22 protein-coding genes and 1 pseudogene are annotated in these 24,339 nt (G+C 67.1%); 19 read left to right on the forward strand and 4 right to left on the reverse strand.

What is annotated here, in order from left to right:
- Positions 1-26: 26 nt before the first annotated feature.
- The 3 genes from ASF63_RS01675 (at position 27) to gcvP (ending at position 4,478) form a co-directional block, all read left to right on the forward strand.
- A complete protein-coding gene (locus tag ASF63_RS01675) occupies positions 27-1,211 on the forward strand; it encodes a glycine cleavage system aminomethyltransferase GcvT (protein ID WP_056508771.1) in 1,185 nt (394 codons plus the stop codon).
- Entirely contained in the window at positions 1,208-1,585 is a 378-nt protein-coding gene (gene gcvH / locus ASF63_RS01680) for a glycine cleavage system protein GcvH (RefSeq protein WP_056508773.1), read from the forward strand. The genes ASF63_RS01675 and gcvH overlap by 4 nt, the downstream gene beginning before the upstream one ends.
- Positions 1,586-1,646: 61 nt before the next feature.
- On the forward strand, positions 1,647-4,478 hold the full coding sequence (gcvP, locus tag ASF63_RS01685; RefSeq protein ID WP_056510127.1) for an aminomethyl-transferring glycine dehydrogenase: 2,832 nt from the start codon (positions 1,647-1,649) through the stop codon (positions 4,476-4,478).
- Between the two features lie 57 nt (positions 4,479-4,535).
- Here gcvP and ASF63_RS01690 read toward each other — a convergent pair whose 3' ends face one another.
- Positions 4,536-4,763, reverse strand: coding sequence for a hypothetical protein (locus ASF63_RS01690; RefSeq protein WP_056508775.1), 228 nt, complete (start codon positions 4,761-4,763; stop codon positions 4,536-4,538).
- Between the two features lie 224 nt (positions 4,764-4,987).
- Here ASF63_RS01690 and ASF63_RS01695 point away from each other — a divergent pair, with 224 nt between their 5' ends.
- From ASF63_RS01695 to ASF63_RS01715, 5 genes are all read left to right on the forward strand, one after another.
- The gene (locus ASF63_RS01695) at positions 4,988-6,664 is read left to right on the forward strand and encodes a peptide ABC transporter substrate-binding protein (protein WP_056508777.1); all 1,677 of its coding nucleotides are present in this window, start codon (positions 4,988-4,990) and stop codon (positions 6,662-6,664) included.
- Between the two features lie 102 nt (positions 6,665-6,766).
- Positions 6,767-7,693: an ABC transporter permease gene (locus ASF63_RS01700; protein ID WP_056508779.1), complete on the forward strand. Its 927-nt coding sequence runs from the start codon at positions 6,767-6,769 to the stop codon at positions 7,691-7,693.
- Positions 7,686-8,630 (forward strand): ABC transporter permease, encoded by a 945-nt coding sequence (locus tag ASF63_RS01705; RefSeq protein ID WP_056508781.1) that lies wholly within the window; start codon positions 7,686-7,688, stop codon positions 8,628-8,630. Before ASF63_RS01700 ends, ASF63_RS01705 begins: the two co-directional genes overlap by 8 nt.
- Entirely contained in the window at positions 8,627-10,300 is a 1,674-nt protein-coding gene (locus ASF63_RS01710) for a dipeptide ABC transporter ATP-binding protein (protein WP_056508784.1), read from the forward strand. Before ASF63_RS01705 ends, ASF63_RS01710 begins: the two co-directional genes overlap by 4 nt.
- Positions 10,301-10,302: 2 nt before the next feature.
- Complete coding sequence (locus ASF63_RS01715; protein ID WP_056508787.1) at positions 10,303-10,866, forward strand: PH domain-containing protein; 564 nt, start codon at positions 10,303-10,305, stop codon at positions 10,864-10,866.
- A gap of 25 nt (positions 10,867-10,891) precedes the next feature.
- Here ASF63_RS01715 and ASF63_RS01720 read toward each other — a convergent pair whose 3' ends face one another.
- Complete coding sequence (locus ASF63_RS01720) at positions 10,892-11,674, reverse strand: CPBP family intramembrane glutamic endopeptidase (RefSeq protein ID WP_082477777.1); 783 nt, start codon at positions 11,672-11,674, stop codon at positions 10,892-10,894.
- A 34-nt stretch (positions 11,675-11,708) separates the two neighbouring features.
- Positions 11,709-12,779, reverse strand: coding sequence for a hypothetical protein (locus ASF63_RS01725; protein ID WP_157534207.1), 1,071 nt, complete (start codon positions 12,777-12,779; stop codon positions 11,709-11,711).
- A 139-nt stretch (positions 12,780-12,918) separates the two neighbouring features.
- On the opposite strand from ASF63_RS01725, the gene typA reads away from it, so the two are divergent.
- From typA to ASF63_RS01745, 4 genes are all read left to right on the forward strand, one after another.
- Entirely contained in the window at positions 12,919-14,832 is a 1,914-nt protein-coding gene (gene typA, locus ASF63_RS01730; protein ID WP_056508792.1) for a translational GTPase TypA, read from the forward strand.
- Between the two features lie 163 nt (positions 14,833-14,995).
- Positions 14,996-15,889, forward strand: coding sequence for a hypothetical protein (locus tag ASF63_RS01735; RefSeq protein WP_056510129.1), 894 nt, complete (start codon positions 14,996-14,998; stop codon positions 15,887-15,889).
- Between the two features lie 176 nt (positions 15,890-16,065).
- Complete coding sequence (gene glsA, locus ASF63_RS01740) at positions 16,066-17,079, forward strand: glutaminase A (protein WP_056508794.1); 1,014 nt, start codon at positions 16,066-16,068, stop codon at positions 17,077-17,079.
- Positions 17,080-17,110: 31 nt separating this feature from the next.
- Entirely contained in the window at positions 17,111-18,736 is a 1,626-nt protein-coding gene (locus tag ASF63_RS01745) for an MFS transporter (protein ID WP_056508796.1), read from the forward strand.
- A 2-nt stretch (positions 18,737-18,738) separates the two neighbouring features.
- Here ASF63_RS01745 and ASF63_RS01750 read toward each other — a convergent pair whose 3' ends face one another.
- Positions 18,739-19,287: a helix-turn-helix domain-containing protein gene (locus ASF63_RS01750; RefSeq protein ID WP_056508798.1), complete on the reverse strand. Its 549-nt coding sequence runs from the start codon at positions 19,285-19,287 to the stop codon at positions 18,739-18,741.
- Positions 19,288-19,380: 93 nt separating this feature from the next.
- Here ASF63_RS01750 and ASF63_RS01755 point away from each other — a divergent pair, with 93 nt between their 5' ends.
- From ASF63_RS01755 to ASF63_RS01785, 7 genes and pseudogenes are all read left to right on the forward strand, one after another.
- On the forward strand, positions 19,381-20,091 hold the full coding sequence (locus tag ASF63_RS01755; RefSeq protein ID WP_056508800.1) for an AzlC family ABC transporter permease: 711 nt from the start codon (positions 19,381-19,383) through the stop codon (positions 20,089-20,091).
- A complete protein-coding gene (locus tag ASF63_RS01760) occupies positions 20,088-20,402 on the forward strand; it encodes an AzlD domain-containing protein (RefSeq protein ID WP_056308635.1) in 315 nt (104 codons plus the stop codon). The genes ASF63_RS01755 and ASF63_RS01760 overlap by 4 nt, the downstream gene beginning before the upstream one ends.
- A gap of 52 nt (positions 20,403-20,454) precedes the next feature.
- Positions 20,455-20,931, forward strand: a complete 477-nt coding sequence (locus tag ASF63_RS01765; protein WP_235560663.1) for a histidinol dehydrogenase — start codon at positions 20,455-20,457, stop codon at positions 20,929-20,931.
- Between the two features lie 9 nt (positions 20,932-20,940).
- Positions 20,941-21,200 (forward strand): annotated as a pseudogene (fdxA, locus tag ASF63_RS01770) (ferredoxin).
- Positions 21,201-21,203: 3 nt separating this feature from the next.
- Positions 21,204-22,316, forward strand: a complete 1,113-nt coding sequence (gene dapC, locus ASF63_RS01775; protein WP_056508803.1) for a succinyldiaminopimelate transaminase — start codon at positions 21,204-21,206, stop codon at positions 22,314-22,316.
- 144 nt (positions 22,317-22,460) lie between these two features.
- Entirely contained in the window at positions 22,461-23,780 is a 1,320-nt protein-coding gene (locus ASF63_RS01780; protein ID WP_157534228.1) for a citrate synthase, read from the forward strand.
- 11 nt (positions 23,781-23,791) lie between these two features.
- Entirely contained in the window at positions 23,792-24,262 is a 471-nt protein-coding gene (locus ASF63_RS01785; RefSeq protein ID WP_056508805.1) for an SRPBCC family protein, read from the forward strand.
- The last annotated feature ends 77 nt before the right edge of the window (positions 24,263-24,339 follow it).

Consider the following 24,339-nt stretch of genomic DNA (forward strand, 5'->3'; position numbering starts at 1 on the left):
CGCCCGACCCAGCCCGGGAGAACTCGATGTCCGACCCTCGCTACACTCCGCTCCGCGAACGCCATGAGGCGCTCGGCGCCTCGTTCACCGACTTCGGCGGCTGGCAGATGCCGGTGCGCTACACCTCCGACCTCGCCGAGCACCACGCCGTGCGTCAAGCCGCCGGGATCTTCGACATCTCGCACATGGCGGAGTTCATGATCACCGGAGACTTCTCAGGGGCCTTCCTGGACTACTCGCTCGCCGGTCGCCTGTCGGCGATGTCCGTCGGCAAGGCGAAGTACTCGCTGATGCTGGCCGACGACGGAGGGATCATCGACGATGTCATCGTCTACCGCCTCGCCGAGGATCGGTTCCTGGTGATCGCGAACGCGGGCAACCGCGGATTCGTCGACGCGGCGTTCGCTTCGCGGATCCGTTCGTTCCCCTCGCGGATCGAGCGCGAACGGCCGGCGCTCGCCGCAGGCGAGGAGCGCACCTTCGAGGGGTTCCTCGGAGATCGTGGCGTCGACGTCGAGGACGTCTCCGACGAGTATGCGTTGCTCGCCGTCCAGGGTCCGGCATCCGAGGCCATCCTTGCCACGACTGCGGGCATCACCGACGTCGGAACGGCCTGGGCCGAGCAGAAGTACTACGCCTGGGCCGATGCCTCGTTCCTCGGCGGCCCACTGCTTCTCGCCCGCACCGGGTACACAGGGGAAGACGGCTTCGAGCTTCTCGTACGAGTCGCCGACGCTCCGGCGCTCTGGGACGCGCTCGTCGAGGCCGGTCAGGCGCACGGTCTCGTCCCCGCCGGTCTCGCCGCGCGCGACACGCTCCGGCTCGAGGCGGGCATGCCCCTCTACGGACACGAGCTCTCCCGCGAGACCAAGCCGTCGCAGGCGGGTCTCGGCCGGGTCGTCGTGTCCGACAAGGAGAGCTTCATCGGCAAGGGCGCGGTGGATGCCGCATCCGATGCCCGGGTGCTCGTGGGCCTCGTGGCCGAGGGCAAGCGCGCCGGCCGTGCCGGATACCCCGTCGTCGATCAGGACGGCGGTGTGCTCGGCGAGATCACCAGCGGTGCGCTCAGCCCGACACTCGGCCACCCGATCGCGATGGCCTACGTCGAACCGTCTTCCGCTGCGGAGGGAACCGCAGTATTCCTTGATGTGCGGGGGACCAGGATCCCCGCGACCGTGACCGCCCTGCCTTTCTACCGGAGGACCAAATGACCGACCTCAACGCCCTCAGCTACACCGACGAGCACGAGTGGATCGCCGCTGACGGCGACACCGTGACGATCGGCATCACCGATTACGCGGCCGACAAGCTCGGCGACGTCGTGTTCGTCGAGCTTCCCGCCGTCGGCACCGAGATCGCCGCAGGCTCCGTCGTCGGCGAGATCGAGTCGACCAAGTCGGTCGGCGAGCTCTACGCGCCGGTCACCGGCACGGTCGTCGAGATCAACGACACCGTGGTCGACGACCCCTCGCTCGTGAACGCGGAGCCGTTCGCCGGGGGCTGGCTCATCAAGGTCGCCGTGGCCGCGGGTGCGCTCGAGGGTCTGATGGACCGCGACGCGTACGTCGCTCTGACGGAGGGCTGATCGACCAGTGGTCTCCTTCGCTGATCGTCACATCGGAACCACCGAATCCACGCAGCGCCAGATGCTCGACGCGCTGGGTGTCGAGTCCGCGCTCGAGGACTGGAGCCCGGTCGAGGCGCTGATGCGCCAGGCCGTGCCCTCCTCGATCTTCACCGCAGCCTCCACGCACTCGGTCATCCCTCGCGCGGCGAGCGAGACCGAGGCCCTCGCCGAGCTGCGGGCCATCGCCGCTCGCAACACGGTGAACCGGCCGATGATCGGCCTCGGGTACTACGGCACGATCACCCCGCAGGTGATCCAGCGCAACGTCCTCGAGAACCCCTCCTGGTACACGGCCTACACGCCGTACCAGCCGGAGATCTCGCAGGGGCGGCTCGAGGCGCTGATCAACTTCCAGACGATGGTGGCCGAGCTCACCGGACTCACGACGGCCAACGCGTCGATGCTCGACGAGTCGACCGCGGTCGTCGAGGGGATGCTGCTCGCGCGCCGCGCGTCGAAGAAGGCGTCGAACGTGTTCGCCGTCGACGCCGATGCCTTCCCGCAGACGAAGGCGCTGCTCGAGACCCGCGCCGAGGCGGTGGGCATCGAGCTCGTGACCGTCGACTTCGCCGCAGGCGAGGAGCTCCCCGCCGAGCTGTTCGGTGTCTTCGTGCAGTATCCGGGTGCCTCCGGGCGCGTGTGGGACCCCAGCGCCGTGATCGACGCCGCGCACCTGGCCGGCGGTCTCGCCGTCGTCGCCGCCGACCTGCTCGCACTCACCCTGATCGCCTCTCCCGGTTCGCTCGGTGCGGATGTCGCGGTCGGCACCACGCAGCGCTTCGGCGTGCCGATCGGCTTCGGAGGGCCGCACGCCGGCTACATGGCCGTGCGTGCAGGACTCGAGCGGCAGCTGCCCGGACGCCTCGTCGGGGTCTCGGTCGATGCGGACGGCAGGCCGGCGTACCGGCTGTCCCTGCAGACCCGCGAGCAGCACATCCGCCGCGAGAAGGCGACCAGCAACATCTGCACCGCGCAGGTGCTGCTCGCGGTGATGGCGTCGATGTACGCGGTCTACCACGGTCCGGACGGACTGCGTGCGATCGCCGCAGAGGTCGCGGCCAAGACCACGATGCTGCGCGACTGGCTCGCCGATGCGGGCGCGGACGTCGTGCACGACTCGTTCTTCGACACCCTCCAGGTGCGGGTTCCGGGGCGTGCGGCCGAGTTCGTGGAGCAGGCCCATCACGGCTTCGGCATTCTGCTGCACGCCGCCGATGTCGACACGATCGGCATCTCGGTCGACGAGACCACCACGGTCGGCGAGCTCCACCAGGTCGCCCGGGTGTTCGGCGGGGCGCAGGAGCGCGCCTTCGGGTTCTACGGCTCGGGGTCGCACGGCGCACTTCCCGCTGATCTGCTCCGTCAGGACGAGTACCTCACGCATCCCGTGTTCCACGCGCACCGCAGCGAGACCGCCATGATGCGCTACCTGAAGAGCCTCGCCGATCGCGACTACGCGCTCGACCGCGGAATGATCCCGCTCGGCTCCTGCACGATGAAGCTCAACGCCGCCACCGAGATGGCGTCGATCACGTGGCCCGAGTTCGCGGGAATCCACCCGTTCGCACCGGCATCCGACGTCGAGGGTTATCTCGACATGATCACCCAGCTCGAGGGGTGGCTCGCCGAGGTCACCGGGTACGACGCGGTGTCGCTGCAGCCGAACGCCGGTTCGCAGGGCGAGCTCGCCGGGCTGCTCGCGATCCGCGGCTACCATCTGGCGCACGGCGACACGCAGCGCACGGTGTGCCTGATCCCGTCGTCGGCCCACGGGACGAACGCCGCCTCCGCGGTGCTCGCGGGCATGAAGGTCGTCGTCGTCGCCTGCGACGAGCTCGGAAACGTCGACCTCGACGACCTGCGGGCGAAGATCGCGGCGCACGCCGACGAGCTCTCCGCGCTCATGATCACCTACCCGTCGACCCACGGTGTCTACGAGCAGGACGTGGTGGAGATCACGACCGCCGTGCACGACGCGGGCGGACAGGTCTACGTGGACGGTGCGAACCTCAACGCGCTGCTCGGCTACGCTCGCTTCGGAGACCTGGGCGGCGACGTCTCGCACCTCAATCTGCACAAGACCTTCGCGATCCCGCACGGCGGCGGTGGCCCCGGTGTGGGCCCCGTCGCGGCCAAGGCGCACCTCGCGCCGTACCTGCCGTCGCACCCGCTCGCGCAGCGGGCGGAGCACGCGGGCGGATTCGTCTTCGAGGGCGGCGCCGTGTCGGCGGCACCGTACGGCTCGGCGGGCATCCTCCCGATCTCGTGGTCGTACGTGCGGATGATGGGGGCCGATGGCCTGCGTCATGCGACGGCCGCAGCCGTGCTCTCGGCGAATTACATCGCCGCGCGTCTCGGAGAGCACTATCCGGTGCTGTACGCGGGCGAGAACGGCCGCGTCGCGCACGAGTGCATCCTCGACCTGCGTCCGCTGAAGGAGGCGACCGGGATCACGGTCGACGACGTCGCCAAGCGCCTCATCGACTACGGCTTCCACGCCCCGACCATGTCGTTCCCCGTCGCGGGCACGCTCATGGTCGAGCCCACGGAGTCGGAGGATCTCGGCGAGATCGAGCGCTTCATCGAGGCCATGATCATGATCAAGGCCGAGGCGGACGCGGTCGCGGCGGGCCGCTGGCCCGCAGACGACAACCCGCTGGTCCACGCACCGCACACCGCGGTCTCGCTGATCGCGGGGGAGTGGAACCACGCGTACACCCGCGAGGACGCCGCCTACCCGGTGCACGCCCTGGTCGCGGGCAAGTACTGGCCGCCGGTGCGCCGCATCGACCAGGCATACGGCGATCGCAACCTCGTCTGCGCCTGCCCGCCGATCGAGGCCTTCGCCTGAGACTCCCATGACGAAGGGGCCGGATGCTGATCGCATCCGGCCCCTTCGTCGTTCATCTCAGGAGTAGGAGAACCAGAAACCAGGCAGGCCTGCGCGGTTGACGCACGGACCTGCGCTGTATCCCTCCTGCATGTACAGTCGTCGATCGGCCTGACAGTGGCTCGCGTCGACATAAGCGCCGGCCCAACTCGCGGCGGACGCCGCCAACGGCGCCCCTGCGATCAGTCCGACGGTGAGTGCGAGCCCCGCCGCCGCCCCCATCAACTTCTTCTTCGTTCGAGTCATCTTCGACTTCCCTCCGGTTGGTCCGTTCACCCTAGCCAGGGGAGAATGCCGCGGGCAACCACCCTCTGCCCGCATGTTTCCGCGATATTACGTATGGTCACCACTCAGTAACGGTTCATTAGCCGAGTGCGATGCCGCCCGAAACGCGGGTTACAGTCAACTATCCCTACGCGCTCGATTGTGAGCGCGCAGTCTGATGAATTCCCGTCCACAGGAGGACACAAGTGAAGCGCAACAAGATCGCCCTTGCGGGCACCGCGCTGTTCGCGATCGGCGCCCTGGCGCTCGCGGGCTGCGCGAGCGGTGGAAACGGCAACGAAGGTGACGGCGGCTCCGGCGCGAACGTCGACGCAGATGCCATCATCACCACGAACGGCTCCGAGCCGGAGAACCCGCTGATCCCCACCAACACCAATGAGGTGGGTGGCGGAAAGATCCTCGACGAGATCTTCGCCGGTCTGATCTACTACGACGCCGAAGGCGCCCCGGTCAACGACGTGGCTGAGGAGATCACCACGGAGGACCCGCAGAACATCACCGTCAAGATCCGTGAAGGTCTGACCTTCACCGATGGTGAAGAGGTCACCGCCGACAACTTCATCAAGGCGTGGAACTACGGCGCGCAGGCAGAGAACGCCCAGCTCTCGGGCTACTTCTTCGAGGACATCGAGGGATTCATCAACGACCCGGGTGACCCGGCGAACCCCGATGACGACATCTTCGGCGCACAGGGCGACATGGCCGGCCTGCAGCAGGTCGACGACTACACCTTCACGATCGCGCTGAACAAGCCGGCTTCGGACTTCGCTCTGCGTCTCGGCTACTCGGCGTTCTACCCGCTGCCCGACGCGGCCTTCGAGGACATCGAGGCGTTCGGCCAGAACCCGATCGGCAACGGCCCGTACAAGATCGGCGCAGACGACGCGTGGCAGCACGACGTCCAGATCGACCTCGTCCGCAACGACGACTACGACGGCCCCCGCAAGGCGGCCAACGGCGGTCTGACGATCAAGTTCTACGCCACGCAGGAAGCGGCATACGCAGACCTGCTGTCGAACGAGGTCGACGTCATCGACGCGATCCCGACGAACTCGCTCCCGGTCTTCGCCGACGAGCTCGGTGACCGTGCCGTGAACCAGCCCTCGGCTGTGTTCCAGTCGTTCACCATCGGCCAGTTCCTCCCGCACTTCAGCGGCGAAGAGGGCCAGCTGCGTCGTCAGGCGCTGTCGATGGCGATCAACCGCGAAGAGATCACCGAGACCATCTTCTCGGGCACCCGCACCCCGGCCGCCGACTTCACGTCGCCGGTCATCGACGGTTGGTCCGACTCGGTTCCCGGTAGCGAGGTCCTCGACTTCGATCCCGAGAAGGCGAAGGAGCTGTGGGCCGAGGCTGACGCCATCTCGCCGTGGGACGGCGAGTTCAAGATCGCGTACAACTCCGACGGCGGACACGACGCCTGGGTCGACGCGGTGAGCAACAGCATCAAGAACACGCTGGGCATCGAGGCATCGGGCGACCCGTACCCGACCTTCCAGGATCTTCGCACGAAGATCAACGACCGCTCCATCACCACGGCAGCGCGTTCGGGCTGGCAGGCCGACTACCCGGGTCTGTACAACTTCCTCGGACCGCTCTACGCCACGGGCGCCGGTTCCAACGACGGTGACTACTCGAACCCCGAGTTCGACGACCTCATCTCCGCAGGCATCAGCAACCCGGACGCCGACGCTCAGCTCGAGGACTTCACCAAGGCGCAGGAGGTCCTGTTCCAGGATCTTCCCGCGATCCCGCTGTGGTACTCGAACGTGACCGGTGGCTTCAGCGAGAACGTCGACAACGTCACGTTCGGCTGGAACTCGGTTCCGCTGTACTACGAGATCACGAAGGCCGGCGAGTAAGTCTGACGGCACTTCACCTGTGAGGCGGTGACGATTCTTCGTCACCGCCTCACAGGCTTGTGTTCACGTAGCTTTCTTTCCCCTCTAAGAAGGGACTAGCGGATGCTCGGTTATATTCTGAGGCGTCTTCTGCAGGTGATCCCGGTCTTCTTCGGAGCCACCCTGCTCATTTACTTCCTGGTGTTCGCCATGCCCGGCGACCCGATCCTCGCCCTGTTCGGCGACAAGACGCCGAGTCCGGCGGTCGTCAACCAGCTGCGAGAGCAGTACCACCTGAACGACCCGTTCATCGTGCAGTACTGGTACTACATCACCGGTGTTTTCCAGGGCGACCTGGGCACCACGTATTCCGGTCGACCGGTCTCGGCGGTCCTCGCCGCCACGCTTCCGGTCACGGGACGCCTGGCCGTGATGGCGATCGCCATCGAGTTCGTGCTGGCGATCATCATCGGAACGATCTCGGCGCTTCGCAAGGGCAAGCTGTTCGACAACGTGTCGCTGATCGTGGCGCTCGTCGCGATCGCGATCCCGATCTTCGTGGTGGCGTTCCTCGCGCAGTACTTCCTGGCGATCCAACTCGGTTGGTTCAAACCCACGGTGGGCGCGGACAACGATTGGGGTGGGCTCTGGCTTCCGGCCATCGTGCTCGGCTTCAGCCTCTACGCCGTGAGCATGCGTCTGATGCGCAGCTCCGTCATCGAGACACTGAACCAGGACTGGGTGCGCACCGCCTACAGCAAGGGGCTGTCGCGCAACCGCGTGCTCCCCGTGCACGTTCTGCGCAACTCGCTGATCCCCGTGATCACGAACTCCGCGACGAACTTCGGTGTGCTGCTCGTCGGCGCGACCGTCACCGAGGGCATCTTCAACGTGCCCGGTGTCGGCAACACGCTGTTCCAGGCGATCCAGCGCGGCGAGGGCCCCACGGTCGTCTCGTTCGTGACCGTTTTCGTCATTCTGTACGTGTTGGTGAACCTTCTCATCGACCTGCTCTACGGTCTGCTCGACCCGAGGATTCGCTATGCCTGATCCCACATCTCAGAAGCACTACGTCGCTCCGATCGAGACGGAGTCGATCGCGGTCGACGCCGTGCGCATCTCGGACAAGCCCAGCAATCTGTGGCGGGACGCCTGGCACGACCTGCGTCGTCGCCCGCTGTTCTGGTTCTCGATCGTGCTCGCGCTCTTCTTCCTCGTGATGGCGCTGTGGCCGACGCTGTTCACCGCCACGCCGCCGAACGACGACTGCCAGCTGTCGAACAGCAACGGCGGTCCGACCGACGGGCACCCGCTCGGGTTCACGTTCCAGGGTTGCGACATCTACGCGCGCATCGTCTGGGGATCCCAGACCTCGCTGGCGGTCGGCCTGATCGCCACGGTGATCTCGTCCGTCCTCGGTCTGATCATGGGAGCCCTTGCGGGCTTCTACGGAGGATGGCTCGACGGCCTGCTGTCGCGCATCGGCGACATCTTCTTCGCGATCCCCTACATCCTCGCGGCCGTGGTCGTGATGACCGTGTTCCGGGATGCACGTTCGGTGTGGACACTCGCCTTCGCCATCGGTGCGTTCGCCTGGGCTTCCACAGCCCGAGTCGTGCGCGCCGAGGTGCTCAGGGTCCGTCAGGCCGATTTCGTCATGGCCTCGCAGGCGCTGGGCCAGTCGAAGTTCAAGATCCTCCTGAACCACGTCGTCCCGAATGCGATCGCGCCGCTGCTCGTGGTGTCGACGCTCGGACTCGCGGCAGCGATCGTCGCCGAGGCGACGCTCTCGTTCCTCGGGGTCGGTCTCGGCAGCGACGTGATGTCGTGGGGTAACGACATCGCCAAGGCGCAGGCATCGCTGCGTGTCGCGCCGATGGCGCTCATCTATCCGTCGATCGCACTCACCCTCGCGGTGCTGGCGTTCGTCACTCTGGGCGAGCTCATTCGAGACGCCCTCGACCCGAAGGCGAGGGCACGCCGATGAGCGAGCGAATCACCGAACAGGTCCCGCTGCTGAGCATCCGCGACCTGAGCGTCGCGTTCCGCACGCAGGAGGGCCTGCGCGAAGTGCTCCACGGAGTCAGCTTCGACGTCATGCCCGGCGAGACCGTCGCTATCGTCGGCGAGTCGGGCTCGGGCAAGTCCACGACGGCCACGGCCATCGTGAACCTGCTGCCCGGCACCGGTCAGGTCACCGCAGGGTCGATCACCCTGGAGGGGCGCGAACTCACGACACTCAACCGTCGTGAGATCGAAGCCGTCCGCGGTCGGGACATCGGCTTCGTGCCGCAGGACCCGATGTCGAACCTCAACCCGGTCTGGAGCATCGGCTTCCAGGTGAAGGAGGCGATCCGTGCGAACGGCATCGCCCAGGGGCGCGACGCCGCGAAGGCACGCACTGTCGAGGTGCTGAAGCAGGCGGGGCTCGCAGACGCCGAGAAGCGTCTGCACCAGTTCCCGCACCAGTTCTCGGGTGGAATGCGCCAGCGTGCGCTGATCGGGATGGGCCTCGCCGCCGACCCGAAGCTGCTCATCGCTGACGAGCCGACCTCGGCTCTCGATGTGACGGTGCAGCGCGTGATCCTCGATCACATGGCCACGCTCACTCGCGACAAGGGCACCTCGGTGCTCCTGATCACGCACGACCTGGGCCTCGCGGCCGAGCGTGCGGACAAGATCATCGTGATGAACGGTGGCAACATCGTCGAGGCGGGGCCCAGCCGCGAGATCCTCGAGAACCCGCAGCATCCGTACACCAAGCGTCTGGTCTCGGCAGCGCCCAGCGTGGCGTCGCAGCGCATCCAGGCGGTGGTGGAGGACCGAGGCATCGAGACACTCGATGACCTCGCCGACATCCCGCCGACCGTGCGTGTCGCGGGCCTCACGAAGGACTACCGGATCCGTCAGGGCGGTTTCCGCAGCGAAGCCTTCCGTGCGGTGGACGACGTCTCGTTCGAGATTCCGCGGGGCAAGACGCTCGCACTGGTGGGCGAGTCAGGCTCGGGCAAGTCCACCGTCGCGAAGATGGTGCTGAAGCTCGAGGAGCCGACCAGCGGAACCATCGAGATCGACGGCCAGGATGTCTCCCGGCTCTCGAACGCTCAGGCGTTCGGTCTGCGTCGGCGTATGCAGCCGGTCTTCCAGGACCCGTACGGTTCGCTCGACCCGCTGCGCAACATCGGCAACACCATCGCCGAGCCTCTGCAGATCCACGGCGTCGGCGACCGTGCGTCACAGCGTGAAAGGGTCGAGGAGCTCCTCGACCAGGTCTCGCTGCCTCGCGTGCTGGCGACCCGGTACCCGAACGAGCTCTCGGGCGGTCAGCGTCAGCGTGTCGCGATCGCGCGCGCTCTCGCGCTCAAGCCCGACATCATCGTGCTCGACGAGGCGGTGTCGGCGCTCGACGTGCTGGTGCAGGACCAGGTGCTGCAGCTGCTGGCCGAGCTCCAGTCGGAACTCGGACTCACGTATCTGTTCATCACGCACGACCTCGCAGTCGTCCGTGTCTCGAGCGACCTCGTGTGCGTCATGGAGAAGGGCAGGATCGTCGAGCAGGGCACTGTCGACGAGATCTTCGCCAACCCGCAGCAGGAGTACACGGATCGTCTGCTGAAGGCGATCCCCGGCGCATCGATCACCCTCGGCGGTCACTGAGAGTGAGCACCGAACCTCGACCGGAGGCCGCACGGACATTCCGTGCGGCCTCCGGGCCTGTCTCCCTCGTGCTGTGCTCGCTGCTCGCCCTCTTCCTGCTGGGCGACGCCGTCGTGCGCGCCGGCTGGGGGCAGATGCTCCTGCTCGCCCCGTGGGTGCTGCTCGGGCTCTGGGTGGTCTACGAGATCGCCTTCGTGTCGGTCGTTCGTGTCGACGCCCAGGGCGCTGTCGTGCAGAACATGCTCCGCCGCACGTCATTCGGCTGGAGCCGGGTGCGCGACATCGACCTGCGCTGGCAGCTGGTGTTCTCCCTCGATGACGGCACCGACCTCTCGTGCTACGGCGGGCCGGCTCGTGCGCGTCCCGTCCGCCGCCCGACGAGCGGCGATGACGAGGCCAAGGCTCCGGCCGGTCTTCGCGACCTGACCGAGATCCGTGATCGCTGGCAGGACGCACCCGCGACGGCGGACGCTCCTCTTCGACGCACCTGGGATTCGCGGGCGCTCATCGCGCTCGGTGTGATCGTGCTCTGGGCCGTCGTGTCGGTCCTGATCGCCAGCGCCTGAACGCCTGCGTGCGCTCCGGGTCGACTCAGTCCGGAAGGCCGAACAGCGCGGGGAACGCGCTCGCTGCCCAGGGGTAGCCGACGAACACGGTCGCGTCGATCAGGAAGTGCGCCACAAGGAACGGCATCAGCCGACCGCTGCGCTGGAACAGCCAACCGAACAGCAGGCCCATCGCGAGGTTTCCGATGAAGGCGCCCGGCCCCTGATAGAGGTGGTAGCTCGCGCGCAGCAGCGAGGTCGTCAGGATGATGGTCCACGGACCCCACCCGAGCTGCTTCAGGCGGGCGAACAGATATCCGAGCACCACGAACTCCTCCTGCAGTGACGCACGGGCCGCCGCGAGGAGGAGGATCGGCACTGTCCACCAGTGGGAGCCCTGGCCCGAGGGGTCGACCGCGACGAAGATCCCCATGGCCCTTCCGGCCAGATAGAGTCCGATGCCCGGGATGCCGATCGCCGCGACGAGCAGTACGCCCCGCCCGATGTCGGGTGCCGTCTTCGTGCCGTCGAGGCCGAGTCTTCCCAGATGCGGCCTCGAGGGCTGCCAGAGCAGGTAGCAGACGAGCAGCACAGGGACGATCGAGAACCCGATCGACAGGATCTGATAGATCAGGTCGAAGATCTCCCGATCGCTCCGCGAAGGATTGAGCGTGGCCGTCTGATCGGCGAGCGGCACGTCGGCGGTGAGCAGGTCCGCCAGCTCGACGATCGCGTAGACCGCCGACTTACCGAGACCGAGGGCCAGCACGATCGCGATCTCCCACCCGATTCGTGCTCTCGGGGGTGGGGCGTTCGAGGGGAGGCTCATGGCATCACCGATCGTACTCGGGCAGTCGGCGCCGCTAAGGCATGGGCGCGTGCACTTCGGCGGCCCATGCGCGCATGAGCTGTCGCTCTTCGGCTGTGCAGATGTAGTCGTAGCCGTAGTCGCGACTGTCGAAGGTCAGGGTCCACAGATCCAGATAGGTCAATGCGTAGCAGTCGGCGAACACCTCGCTGTTCCCCTGAAAGTGCCCCTGCTCCACGAGGACGCCAGATGACCCCAGCTCGGCCCCGTTCGCATCGCTGTCGGCTCGCATGTAGAGGTGCGCGAGCTCGTGCAGAACGACCAGACGGATGGCGGTGTCGCCGCCGAGCTGGCCTTCAGGCAGAAGGTGAACCGTCAGCGTTTCCTCGGAGATGCAGCCGATCGTCACACGTCCGTCATCCGGTTCTCCGGGGGTCCCGCACTCGGTGTCCGCGTTCCATGCGATGTCGATGAATCCCTGGCCGGCTTCGTCGACGATCGCCTCGCTGACCGAACCGGAGACGTTCGCTCGTCGCGCGGCGGCGTCGGCGATCCGCTGCTCGAGGCTCTGCCGGATGGCCTTGGCTTCGCTCGCATGGTCAGCGACCGACGCGTCGGTGACAGGGGGCTGCGAGATCGACGCCTCCAGACGTCGGAACGTCATGAGGTCCGCGACGAGGGGAGCGACCGGGTTCGTCTCGATCTGGGCGTAGAGGTCGTAGTACCTGCTCCGCTCCGCATCGAACGCCGCCAGCGACTCGGAGCGGGAGTCGGTTCCCTGTGCTGTCGGCTGCTCGGGCGACGACGAGGACGCGAACAGCCCTGCGACGACGAGAACCACGACGAATGCGAAGCCCATCAGGGCGATTCCACCGCATCCGAGAAGTGCGCACAGCCCGCCCCTTCCGCGCCGCGGAACAGGGGCTGGAGCCGGAGCAGCCGCCACCGCTCGCATCGCGGGATCGACCGCGAGCATCCAGTCGCGCAGCTGCGGGTAACACGAGGGGTGACGCAGCACGAGCGGGTGCAGATCTCCCCGGCGTGCGACTATCTCTGCGAGCTGAGCCGGTGCCGTCCACGGATTCTGCACAGCGGCCAGGTCGGTGTCGTACATGTGGCCGCTCATGCGGTCACGGTATCGCACAGCCCCTCGGATCGGCGCGACGCTCGAGGTGGACAGGGGTCGCTCAGGAACGACTCGCCCGAATACGATAGTCTGGAACGTCGGCTTCTCGGCAAAACCCCACACTCTTTAGGACATATGCATGGCGCACGCCCTTCGCTCTGACCTCCGCAACGTCGCAATCGTCGCGCACGTCGACCACGGCAAGACCACTCTCGTCGACGCCATGCTGCGTCAGACGGGCTCGTTCGGCGAACACGCCCACGTCGATGAGCGCGCCATGGACTCGAATGACCTCGAGCGTGAAAAGGGCATCACGATCCTCGCCAAGAACACGGCGATCACCTACAAGGGAAAGCACGCTCAGGGCAAGGAGATCACGATCAACGTGATCGACACCCCCGGCCACGCCGACTTCGGCGGTGAGGTCGAGCGCGGCCTGTCGATGGTCGACGGTGTCGTCCTGCTCGTCGACGCGAGCGAGGGCCCGCTTCCGCAGACCCGCTTCGTGCTGCGCAAGGCTCTCGAGTCGAAGCTCCCCGTCATCCTGCTGGTCAACAAGACCGACCGCCCCGACGCTCGCATCGCCGAGGTCGAGGAAGAAGCTCACGACCTGCTTCTGGGCCTCGCATCCGACCTCGTCGATGACGTGCCCGACCTCGACGTCGACGCGCTGCTCGACGTGCCGGTGGTCTATGCGTCCGGTCGCGCCGGCGCGGCATCGCAGAACCGTCCCGCCGACGGCTCGCTGCCCGACAACGACGACCTCGAGCCGCTCTTCGAGGCGATCCTCGAGCACGTCCCGGCTCCGGCCTATGACGACGAGGCTCCGCTGCAGGCCTGGGTCACCAACCTCGACTCCAGCCCCTTCCTCGGTCGGCTCGCGCTGCTGCGCGTGTTCAACGGCACGCTGAAGAAGGGCCAGACCGTGGCCTGGGTCCGCGCAGACGGCACACACCAGAACGCGCGAATCACCGAGCTGCTCAAGACCCGTGCGCTCGAGCGCTACCCCGCCGAGTCGGCAGGCCCCGGCGACATCGTCGCCATCGCCGGATTCGAGAACATCACGATCGGCGAGACCATCGCCGACCCCGAGGATGTCCGCCCGCTCCCCGCGATCACGGTCGACGACCCCGCCATCTCGATGACGATCGGTACGAACACCTCGCCGCTCATGGGCAAGGTCAAGGGCCACAAGCTCACCGCTCGCATGGTCAAGGACCGTCTCGACAAGGAGCTGATCGGTAACGTCTCGCTCAAGGTCGTCGACATCGGGCGTCCCGACGCGTGGGAGGTGCAGGGCCGCGGCGAGCTGGCTCTGGCGATCCTCGTCGAGAACATGCGTCGTGAGGGCTTCGAGCTCACCGTCGGCAAGCCGCAGGTGGTCACGAAGAAGATCGACGGCAAGACCTACGAGCCCTTCGAGCACCTCACGATCGACACGCCGGAGGAGCACCTCGGCGCGATCACGCAGCTTCTCGCGAACCGCAAGGGCCGCATGGAGAACATGACCAACCACGGCACCGGCTGGGTGCGCATGGAGTTCATCGTCCCCTCGCGCGGTCTGATCGGCTTCCGCAGCGAGTTCCTCACCACGACCCGCGGTACGGGTATCGCCAACGCGATCTCGCACGGGTACGAGCCGTGGGCGGGATCCATCACGACCCGTCAGAACGGATCGATCGTCGCCGACCGTCAGGGTGTCGTCACCCCGTTCGCGATGATCGCCCTGCAGGAGCGCATGTCCTTCTTCGTGCAGCCCACGCAGGAGGTCTACGAGGGCATGGTCATCGGCGAGAACTCCCGCGCCGACGACATGGACGTGAACATCACCAAGGAGAAGAAGCTCACCAACATGCGTGCGGCGAGCTCCGACACCTTCGAGTCGATGACGCCCCCGCGCCAGCTGACGCTCGAGGAGAGCCTCGAGTTCGCTCGTGATGACGAGTGCGTCGAGGTCACGCCCGAGGTCGTTCGCATCCGCAAGGTGAACCTCGACGCGAACACCCGTGCGCGTGAGACCGCTCGACTGAAGCGCCAGGACGCCAACGTCTGAGAATCGTCTAAGAAAAGGGGCTCTGCATCGCCGGAAACGGCGGCGCAGGGCCCTTTCTCACGAAACGTCCAGGCGGGTCGTTGCAGAATCGTTACCTTGCGCCTGGGGCGATCTCCCGATGAGTGTCCTGCGACGGGCGTACGACGACCCGAAAGTCGAACCCATGCTTCATTCATCCCGTGCGCTTCGGCGCGCCCATGCAGCGGCGTCCGCCCGTGACGCGGTCACCGCGCGCCGTCCCAAGATGATCTTCGGAACGGTGGCCGGTGCAGTCCTCGGACTCGCAGTCACTGTCGGAATGGCGGCGGGCCCGGCTGCCGGGGCAGAGACGCCGGACGCTGTCGCCCAGGTGACCTCGTTCGTCACCGGTGGCGAGCCTCTGGCCAAGATCGCCGACGACTCGGCGATCACGATCGCTCTGGCAGAAGATGCTGTGGCCGCGGCAGACGCCCTCAACGCCGAGGTCGCGGCCTCGGGTCTCGATCTCGGCGCCGACCCCTCGTCGGTCGCGACCGACGAGCTCGCTGCCGACATCGATCGCCTCAGCGGCGATCGCGACTCGATGCCCGCGCTGCTGCTGTCCTCCGTGGCCCTGGAGACGACCACAGGCACGGACGACGTCATCGCCGGCACGGCCGCGCTGCAGGCGTCGTTCACGGCCGCCCAGGAGAGGAAGGCGGCCGACGACGCGGCCCGGGCTGCGGCCGAGCAGGCGGCGGCGGAGGCTGCCGCGCTGGCGCAGGCGAACACTCCGGAGGGTGCGAAGGCCACCGCTCGCCAGATGATGGCGGACAAGTACGGATGGGGAGAGGACCAGTTCTCCTGCCTGAACTCGCTGTGGACCAAGGAGTCCGGCTGGAACTACCAGGCGTACAACGCATCGGGCGGCGCCACCGGCATCCCGCAGGCGCTTCCCGGAAGCAAGATGGCCTCCGCCGGAAGCGACTGGCAGACCAACGCGGCCACCCAGATCGCCTGGGGTCTGGGCTACATCGACTCCGTGTACGGTGCGCCATGCAGCGCTTGGGGTCATTCGCAGGCGTCCAACTGGTACTGACGCCTCGAGCCACGAGTAGCTGCACCCACCGAGACCCACCCCCGCGACAGTCGCGGCGGGTGGGTCTCGGCGTTCGAGACGTCTGAAACGGTCACTGAAATCTCTAGGCAGCGCGGGCGCGTTGGCACTACCGTGAGCGGTGACGGCTGGGGGGTCGTGGATCCGGAGGAGGACCAATGGACGTCGAGGCGCTATCCGACATTCCCCAACAGGTGTCGACAGGCCGGCTCCCTGGCTGGGACAGGGTCGATGAGCTCGTGCAGGAAGCCCACCGTCGCTACTCCGAAGACCGCCACGGAGCGGTGGCCGACTACATCCCGGTGCTCGCCGAGGTCGACCCGGAGCTCTTCGGTCTCGCCGTGATCGAGGTCGACGGGGGTCTGCACGATGCGGGTGACGCCCTGCATCCGTTCTCGATCCAGTCGATCTCGAAGATGTTCGTCTATGCCCTGGCCATCCAGGAGCACGGGCACGAGCGCGTGCGCGAGATCGTCGGGGTCAACAACACGGGTCTCGCCTTCAACTCCCTGATGGCCCTCGAGCTCAACGGCGGACATCCCATGAACCCGATGGTCAATGCCGGGGCGATCGCGACCACGGCGCTCATGCCGGGAGCGACCGCCGTGGAGCAGTGGGAGCGCGTGCGCGAGGGGTTGTCGGCGTTCGCCGGTCGTCCGCTCAGCCTCGACGGCGTGGTGTATGCGTCCGAGGCGGAGACGAACGAGCGCAACCGCGCGATGGGCTGGCTGCTGCGCGGCTACGGGCGGCTCGACGGCGATCCCGATGAGGTCGTCGACGTCTATACGCGCCAATGCGCGCTGAGCGTGACTGCGCACGATCTCGCCGTGATGGGGGCGACGCTCGCCGACGGCGGCGTGAACCCGGTCACCGGCGAGCGCGTGGTCTCCGCGGATGTCTGCCGCGACACGCTCGCCGTGACAGCCTCGACGGGACTCTACGAGGCGTCGGGCGAGTGGCTGTTCGAGATCGGCCTTCCTGCCAAGTCGGGGGTTGCCGGTGGCATCGTCGCTGTCGCCCCGGGTAAGGGCGCCGTGGCAGGATTCTCGCCGCGTCTCGATCGTGCGGGAAACTCGGTGCGGTCGCAGCTCGCGATCGGTCATCTCTCCCGCGCGCTCGGATTGAACCTGTTCGCCTCCGCCCCCTCGGCGACCGCTCGGTCGACGGATTGACTCCTTCATCCACCGTTCAGAGGACACTCCCATGACACACACCGCACCGGCGTCCACCAAGACATCGTGGATGCCACTGGTCAGCCTCTTCCTCGCCCAGGTGCTCATGTCGTTCAACGTGGCGGCACTGCCGATCTCGCTGGGCGGCATGGTGAGCGAGTTCGGCGTTCCTCCGACGGTCGCGAGCACGACGATCGTCATGTACGGTCTCGCTGTCGCCGCTCTGGTGATGACCGGCGCGAAACTCGGCCAGCGCGTCGGATGGGTGCTCATCTTCCGAGTGGTGATCGCTCTGTTCGCCGCGTCGTCAGTGCTGATGATCATGTCTCCGACCGTGGGATGGGCCATCGCGGGTCAGGCTGTGGCCGGAGCGGCCGCGGCGATCATCGTGCCCTCGATCGTGGCGCTGATCGCCGAGAACTATCGAGGTGCCCAGCAGGCCACGGCGATCGGCGCCATCGGCTCTGCTCGCGCGATCTCGGGTGTGACGGCGTTCCTGATCGGCGGCACCCTGGGCACGCTCGTCGGGTGGCGTCCGATGTTCTTCATCGTCTTCGGCATCGCGGTCGTCGTCTTCGCCTTCAGCTTCACCCTTCGAGGCGACCGAGGGGATGCGTCGATCCGCATCGACCTCGTCGCCTCGCTTTTGATCGGCGCGGCGATCGTGCTGCTCACGCTCGGCTTCAACAACCTCAACGGCTGGGGTGCGGTGGCCGCCACCGAGGCTGCGCCGTTCAGCATCTTGGGGCTGTCGCCCGCTCCGGCATTCATCGTGGTGGGCATCGTGCTCGGCCAGGCGTTCTTCGTCTGGACCCGCAGGCGGATGGCCGAGGGCAAGGTGCCGTTGATCGATCTCAGCGTGCTTGGGTCGTCGAAGGAGCGGGCGGCCGTCTACGCGATGTTCATCGTCGTCGCCCTCGAGGCATGTGTGAACTTCACGATCCCGCTGTACATCCAGATCGTGCAGGGACGCACGCCGTTCGACACGTCACTCGCGATGATGCCCTTCAACCTCACTGTCTTCATCACCGCGACCCTCGTGGTGCGCTTCTACAAGCGCTACCCGCCCCGCGTGATCGGTGTCTTCGGATTCATCCTGACGACGGTAGCGCTCGTGTGGCTCTCCTTCGTGGTGAACAACAACTGGGAGACCCTGCCCACGATCTTCGGTCTGATCGTGTTCGGCATCGGTCAGGGTGCGCTCGTGACCCTGGTCTTCAACGTGCTGGTCACGGCAGCCCCCGCCGAGCTCGCGGGGGACGTCGGCTCGCTTCGTGGAACCACCCAGAACCTCGCCTCGGCGGTCGGAACCGCCCTGGCGGGGGCGCTGCTCGTCTCTCTGCTCGGCCTGAGCATCGGTCGCGCGGTGGTGGAGCATCCCGAGCTGCCGCCCACGCTCGTGGCGCAGGTAGACATGGACAACCTGAACTTCGTCAGCAACGATGACCTCCGCGCAGCTCTCGAGCAGACGGATGCGACGCCCGCGCAGATCGACGCCGCGGTGACGATCAATGAGGAGTCACGCCTGGGTACTCTGCGGCTCGGCCTGCTGCTGCTCGCGGGTCTCAGCGCCGTGGCGATCCTCCCCGCGTCTCGTCTGCCGAAGTACAAGCCCGACGAGATTCCCGATCCCTCGCCGGTCGCGGGTTCGGACTGACCTCAGCGGAGCTCCGAGATGAGGACTGCGCTCGTGCCGGGCAGGATCGCCTCGAACACGTGCGGCGCGTCTCCGGCGTACGAGAGGTAGTCACCCGGGTTCAGCAGCACGGGTTCGCCCGTCGGTCCGATCCGTGCCCGTCCTGACATGAGGATCACGTGCTCTGTCGTCCCGGCGTGATGCGGGTCGGAGCGTCGTGGATCACCGGGTTCCGCCTGGATCAGGTATACGTCCCGACGCGCGCCGGGTGGACTGGCGGAGAGCAGGGTCGCGCTGTATGCCGCAGCAGACGAGGGGACGCCGGCGAGATCGTCTGCGCGGATCAACGTCGGGGCGTTGGTCTGCTGATCGACGAGTACGGCGAACGGCACACCGAGCGCGACGCCCAGGGCCCAGAGGGTCTCGACGCTGGGGTTGCCGGATCCTGATTCGAGCTGCGAGACCGTCGCCTTCGAGATGCCCGCGCGACGGGCGAGCTCGGACACCGACAGTCCTGCGGCCTCTCTTTCTCGACGCAGGGTGCGGGCGATGCGAGTGCGAAGTTCCTCCATGCGTTCATCATGTCAAACGAACGTTCACTTGACTATCCATCGCGATCTGTTCAGAATGATGAGCGTGTGTTCACTTTATCGAACGGTCGGGGAGTGAGCGCCGAGCGCGAGGTCTGGCGGGAGGCGCTCGGGGTCGTCCTCGCCACCAGCGCCTACGGCATCTCTTTCGGCGCGCTCGCCGTGGCATCCGGTCTCGACGTCTGGCAGGCCTGTGTCCTCAGTCTGCTGATGTTCACCGGCGGGTCGCAGTTCGCCTTCGTCGGAGTGTTCGCCGCCGGGGGAGTCGCCGCGCTTCCGTCGGCCATCGCCTCGGCTGCGCTGCTCGGGGTGCGAAACGTCGCCTACGGAATGCGGATGTCTCCGATCGTCGGCACGACCCCTGCGCGGCGGATCGCCGCGGCGCACTTCACGATCGACGAGTCGACGGCGGTTGCCGTCTCGCAGAGCGATCCACGGCTCCGTCAGGTGGGTTTCTGGGTCACCGGCATCGGCATCTTCGTCGGATGGAACGCGACGACCTTGATCGGCGCGCTGGTCGGCGATGTGCTCGGCGACCCGAAGACCTGGGGACTGGATGCCGCGGCTGCCGCGGCCTTCCTCGCTCTGCTGTGGCCCCGGCTGAAGCAGCGTCAGGCGATCGCCGTCGGCATCGCGGCAGCGGTCGTGGCGGCGGCGCTCACGCCGTTCATCATGCCGGGACTCCCGGTGCTGGTCGCCGCGGTCGTGGCGATCATCGTCGGATGGTTCAACTGGCTCGGGCGCGACGTCCCTGTCGGCCCTGAGGCTCCGGAGGTGCAGCGATGAGCGTCTGGAGTGCGATCCTGCTGGCCGCGGTGATCTGCCTGGCGCTCAAGGCGGTCGGATACCTCGTGCCGCCGAAGGTGCTCGAGGCTCCTCGCCCCGCTCGCATCTCGGATCTGCTGACCGTCGCACTGCTCGCCGCACTCGTGGCAGTGCAGACCCTGGGAGCGGGGCAGGCCGTCGTCGTGGATGCGAGAGTGCCCGCGCTGCTCGTCGCGGCGGGACTTCTGTGGCTGCGCCAGTCGTTCCTGGTCGTGGTCTTCGCCGCGGCGGCGGTGGCCGCTCTGCTGCGGCTGCTCGGTCTCGCGGCCTGACCCCGGGCGATGCGCGATCCGGCTGCGCGGCGACCGCGCGTAGGATCGTCTCGTGCGTATCGGATGGATCTCCCGGGTGCTCTCCTGGATCGCCGCGGCTCTCGTCGGCGGCGTGTTCGGCGTCGCCGGAACGATCGGCCACAGTCTGATGTGGGGCCCGATCCCGGTGGGGCTCATCGTCGGAGCCGTTGCGTGCGGCGCGATTCTCGTGGCGATCCGTGCGCTCACCCACGATCGAGGTGCGACGCTCGCCGCAGGGCTCGGGATGGTGGGGATGCTCGTCCTCATCTCCGGCGTCGGCCCGGGAGGGTCCGTCGTGGTCGAGGACACGCTCAGCGGCCGGATCTGGACGTATCTGGTCGCGGGGCTCGTGCTGCTCGCCGTCGCGTGGCCGACCTTCTCGCGGTTGCCTGTCCGCACGGACGCCGTGGCGGAGCCCGCTGCACCGCAGGCCGGACCGCACGGCGACGATGCATCCTCGTCCACTCGAGGAGCCGCGCTGGGCGATCGGACAGGTCGCGAGTCGTAGACTGAGGGGGTGACGTATGTGATCGCCCTTCCGTGCGTCGATGTCAAGGATCGCGCCTGCATCGACGAATGCCCCGTTGACTGTATCTACGAGGGCGAACGCTCGCTGTACATCCACCCGGACGAATGCGTCGACTGCGGCGCGTGCGAACCCGTCTGCCCCGTCGAGGCGATCTACTACGAAGACGACCTGCCCGAGGTGCGGCGAAGGTCGGCGTCATCGCGCACGACCACCCGATCATCACGGCCCTCCCTCCCCAGGGCGAGTAGTCAGTGAGCGTCCGCGACCTCGCAGACTATCCCTGGGATGCAGTCGTCCCGTACCGTGAGCGCGCAGCCCTGCATCCCCAGGGCATCGTCGATCTCTCCGTCGGGTCGCCCGTCGATCCGACGCCCGAGCTGATCCGTCGGGCGCTGTCCGACGCGACCGATGCGCACGCCTACCCGCAGACCGTCGGAACTCCGGCGCTCCGCGAGGCGATCGTCGACTGGTACGCGCGGCGCAGGGGAGTGCCCGACCTCACTGTGGCCAACGTCCTTCCGACGATCGGCTCGAAGGAGCTCGTCGCGCTGCTGCCGACCCTCCTGGGTCTCGGTGAGGGCGACGTCGTGGTGCACCCGCGCATCGCCTACCCGACCTACGAGGTGGGTGCTCGCGTCGTCGGGGCCACGCCTCTGGCCGCCGACGATCCGGCTGAGTGGCCCGAGGGCGCGAAGCTGATCTGGATCAACACCCCGGGGAACCCGGACGGACGCACGTGGACGGTCGATGAGCTCTCGGCAGCGGTGCGCCGAGCGCGTGAGATCGGCGCCGTGCTCGCCAGCGACGAATGCTACGCGGAACTCGGCTGGGACGGTCGCTGGGCGAGCGAGCCCATTCCATCGATCCTCGATCCCCGCGTGACGGACGGCAGCAGGGCGAACCTGCTCAGCGTGTACTCGCTGAGCAAGCAGTCCAACCTCGCCGGCTACCGGGCGGCGTTCGTGGCCGGATGCGCGCGCATCGTCGGCGAGCTGCTCACGGCACGCAAGCACCTCGGCCTGATGCCGCCCGAGCCCGTGCAGCATGCGATGGCCGTCGCGCTCGGCGATGACGAGCATGTCGCGGCGCAGAAGGAGCTGTACCGGCACCGGCGCGACATCCTGCGCCCCGCGCTCGAGGCTGCGGGGTTCCGAATCGACGGCTCCGAGGCGGGGCTGTACCTGTGGGCGACCGAGGGGCAGGACGCCTGGGTCAGCATCGCGAGACTCGCCGATCTCGGCATCCTCGCAGGCCCCGGACCCTTCTACGGCCCGCACTCCACGCAACACGTGCGTCTCGCTCTGACGGCTCCGTCCGAGCGGATCGCTGAGGGCGCGCGTCGTCTGCAGGAGCAGGCGCTGTAGGTTTCCTCCTCAGTGCCGATTTTCTTTTGTCCGATGTCACAGTAGGCCGGTGCGCCTACTAGGCTGTAAAGGCGATTCGGTCATGTATCGATGATCTCGATCCGACCTGGTGCACAGCGCCGTGACATCGCCACATCCGACTTGATGAAGATCCATGAGGAGGCCCGCGTGAGCGCAGCGGCAGAGCAGCAGGCGACGGCGAAGCTGACGATCGGCGAGACCACCGCGGAGTTCCCGCTCGTGCGCGGCACGGCAGGAACCGACAGCATCGACTTCTCGACACTGACCCGCCAGACCGGGTATACCGGGCTCGACTACGGGTTCGTCAACACAGCGTCGACGAAGTCCGCGATCACTTTCATCGACGGTGACAAGGGGATCCTGCGCTACCGCGGGTACCCGATCGAGCAGCTCGCGGGCTCGACAAGCTACCTCGAGGTCGCCTGGCTCCTCATCTACGGCGAGCTGCCCTCGGCTGCCGAGCTCGCAGAGTTCGACGAGAAGATCCGTCGGCACACGCTGCTGCACGAAGATCTCAAGCGCTTCTTCTCGGCTCTCCCGCACACGGCGCACCCGATGTCGGTGCTGTCGTCGGCGGTCGCCGCCCTGTCGACCTACTACGAGGGTCAGACCGACCCGCACAACCCCGAGCACGTCGAGCTCAACATGATCCGTATGCTCGCCAAGCTGCCGGTCATCGCGGCGTACGCGCACAAGAAGAGCGTCGGCCAGGCGTTCCTCTACCCCGACAACTCTCTCGGATTCGTGGAGAACTTCCTCAAGCTCAACTTCGGTGTGCACTCCGAGGAGTACCAGGTCAACCCGGTCATGTCGAAGGCTCTCGAGCTCCTGCTGATCCTGCATGAGGACCACGAGCAGAACGCCTCGACGTCGACCGTGCGCCTCGTCGGGTCGACCGGTGCGAACCAGTTCGCGTCGATCTCGGCGGGTATCCAGGCTCTCTCCGGGCCCCTGCACGGTGGTGCGAACGAAGCCGTGCTCACCATGCTCGGTCAGATCCGCGACTCCGGTCAGAGCGTGTCGCGCTTCGTCGAGCGGGTGAAGAACAAGGAAGAGGGCGTGAAGCTGATGGGCTTCGGGCACCGGGTGTACAAGAACTACGACCCCCGCGCCAAGCTCGTCAAGGAAGCTGCCGGCGAAGTCCTCGCAGAGCTGGGCGTCACCGATCCGCTGCTCGACCTCGCCCAGGAGCTCGAGGAGCTCGCCCTCGCCGACGACTACTTCAAGGAGCGTCGTCTGTACCCGAACGTCGACTTCTACACCGGCGTGATCTACAAGGCGATGGGCTTCCCGACGCGTATGTTCACCGTGCTGTTCGCGATCGGCCGCCTGCCCGGCTGGCTCGCACAGTGGCGCGAGCTGCAGCTCGACCCTCAGACCAAGATCGGCCGCCCGCAGCAGCTCTACACTGGGTCCCCCGAGCGCACCTTCCAGACCCGCTGATCCGACGCGCGATGCCCGTCGTCACCGCTGAGGCCGTCGTTCCGGTCGACCCGGCGACGGCCTTCGCGGTCTCGCAGACGACCGGATCCGTGCGTCGGCGCTGGGATCCGTTCATCAGCGAGCAGCACTTCCTCGACGGTGCGGATGCCGCGGCCAAGGACGTGCGCACCTACACGCGCCAGCGCTTCGGCTTCTCGATGGTGAGTCGGTACGTGTCTTACGCCCCGCCACGGAACGTCGGCATGGTCATGGAGACGGGCCCGTGGTTCTTCACCAAGCTCGGCGGGGGCTGGCGATTCACGGAGGTGCCGGAGGGCACGCTCGCAGTCTGGAAGTACAACTTCTCGTGCCGCCCGGCGTGGATCGCTCCGATCGCGGAGTGGATCGGCGTGCGCGTGCTCGGCTTCGAGATCAGGCGCCGTCTGGCAGGCTTCGTTCGAGGGTGCTCCGACCCGCAGGTGCTGGACGCCGTTCGTCGCTGACGAGCGACGAGGTCACGCCTCGTCCGAGCCTCGGGAACAGGGCACGAAAAGGCGGGTGCCCCGATGCCTGAACATCG

The organism is Microbacterium sp. Leaf320 (assembly GCF_001423485.1).
Lineage (GTDB): Bacteria > Actinomycetota > Actinomycetes > Actinomycetales > Microbacteriaceae > Microbacterium.

Excerpts from the sequence above, each read along its gene's own strand:
- ASF63_RS01710 (WP_056508784.1), top strand. The coding sequence starts at position 8,627 with ATGAGCGAGCGAATCACCGAACAGGTCCCGCTGCTGAGCATCCGCGAC.
- ASF63_RS01785 (WP_056508805.1), top strand. The coding sequence starts at position 23,792 with ATGCCCGTCGTCACCGCTGAGGCCGTCGTTCCGGTCGACCCGGCGACG.
- ASF63_RS01735 (WP_056510129.1), top strand. The coding sequence starts at position 14,996 with ATGCTTCATTCATCCCGTGCGCTTCGGCGCGCCCATGCAGCGGCGTCC.
- ASF63_RS01750 (WP_056508798.1), bottom strand. The coding sequence starts at position 19,287 with ATGGAGGAACTTCGCACTCGCATCGCCCGCACCCTGCGTCGAGAAAGA.
- typA (WP_056508792.1), top strand. The coding sequence starts at position 12,919 with ATGGCGCACGCCCTTCGCTCTGACCTCCGCAACGTCGCAATCGTCGCG.
- ASF63_RS01700 (WP_056508779.1), top strand. The coding sequence starts at position 6,767 with ATGCTCGGTTATATTCTGAGGCGTCTTCTGCAGGTGATCCCGGTCTTC.
- glsA (WP_056508794.1), top strand. The coding sequence starts at position 16,066 with ATGGACGTCGAGGCGCTATCCGACATTCCCCAACAGGTGTCGACAGGC.
- ASF63_RS01675 (WP_056508771.1), top strand. The coding sequence starts at position 27 with ATGTCCGACCCTCGCTACACTCCGCTCCGCGAACGCCATGAGGCGCTC.
- gcvH (WP_056508773.1), top strand. The coding sequence starts at position 1,208 with ATGACCGACCTCAACGCCCTCAGCTACACCGACGAGCACGAGTGGATC.
- ASF63_RS01705 (WP_056508781.1), top strand. The coding sequence starts at position 7,686 with ATGCCTGATCCCACATCTCAGAAGCACTACGTCGCTCCGATCGAGACG.
- ASF63_RS01780 (WP_157534228.1), top strand. The coding sequence starts at position 22,461 with ATGAAGATCCATGAGGAGGCCCGCGTGAGCGCAGCGGCAGAGCAGCAG.
- ASF63_RS01720 (WP_082477777.1), bottom strand. The coding sequence starts at position 11,674 with ATGAGCCTCCCCTCGAACGCCCCACCCCCGAGAGCACGAATCGGGTGG.
- gcvP (WP_056510127.1), top strand. The coding sequence starts at position 1,647 with ATGCTCGACGCGCTGGGTGTCGAGTCCGCGCTCGAGGACTGGAGCCCG.
- ASF63_RS01745 (WP_056508796.1), top strand. The coding sequence starts at position 17,111 with ATGACACACACCGCACCGGCGTCCACCAAGACATCGTGGATGCCACTG.
- ASF63_RS01690 (WP_056508775.1), bottom strand. The coding sequence starts at position 4,763 with ATGACTCGAACGAAGAAGAAGTTGATGGGGGCGGCGGCGGGGCTCGCA.
- ASF63_RS01725 (WP_157534207.1), bottom strand. The coding sequence starts at position 12,779 with ATGAGCGGCCACATGTACGACACCGACCTGGCCGCTGTGCAGAATCCG.
- ASF63_RS01760 (WP_056308635.1), top strand. The coding sequence starts at position 20,088 with ATGAGCGTCTGGAGTGCGATCCTGCTGGCCGCGGTGATCTGCCTGGCG.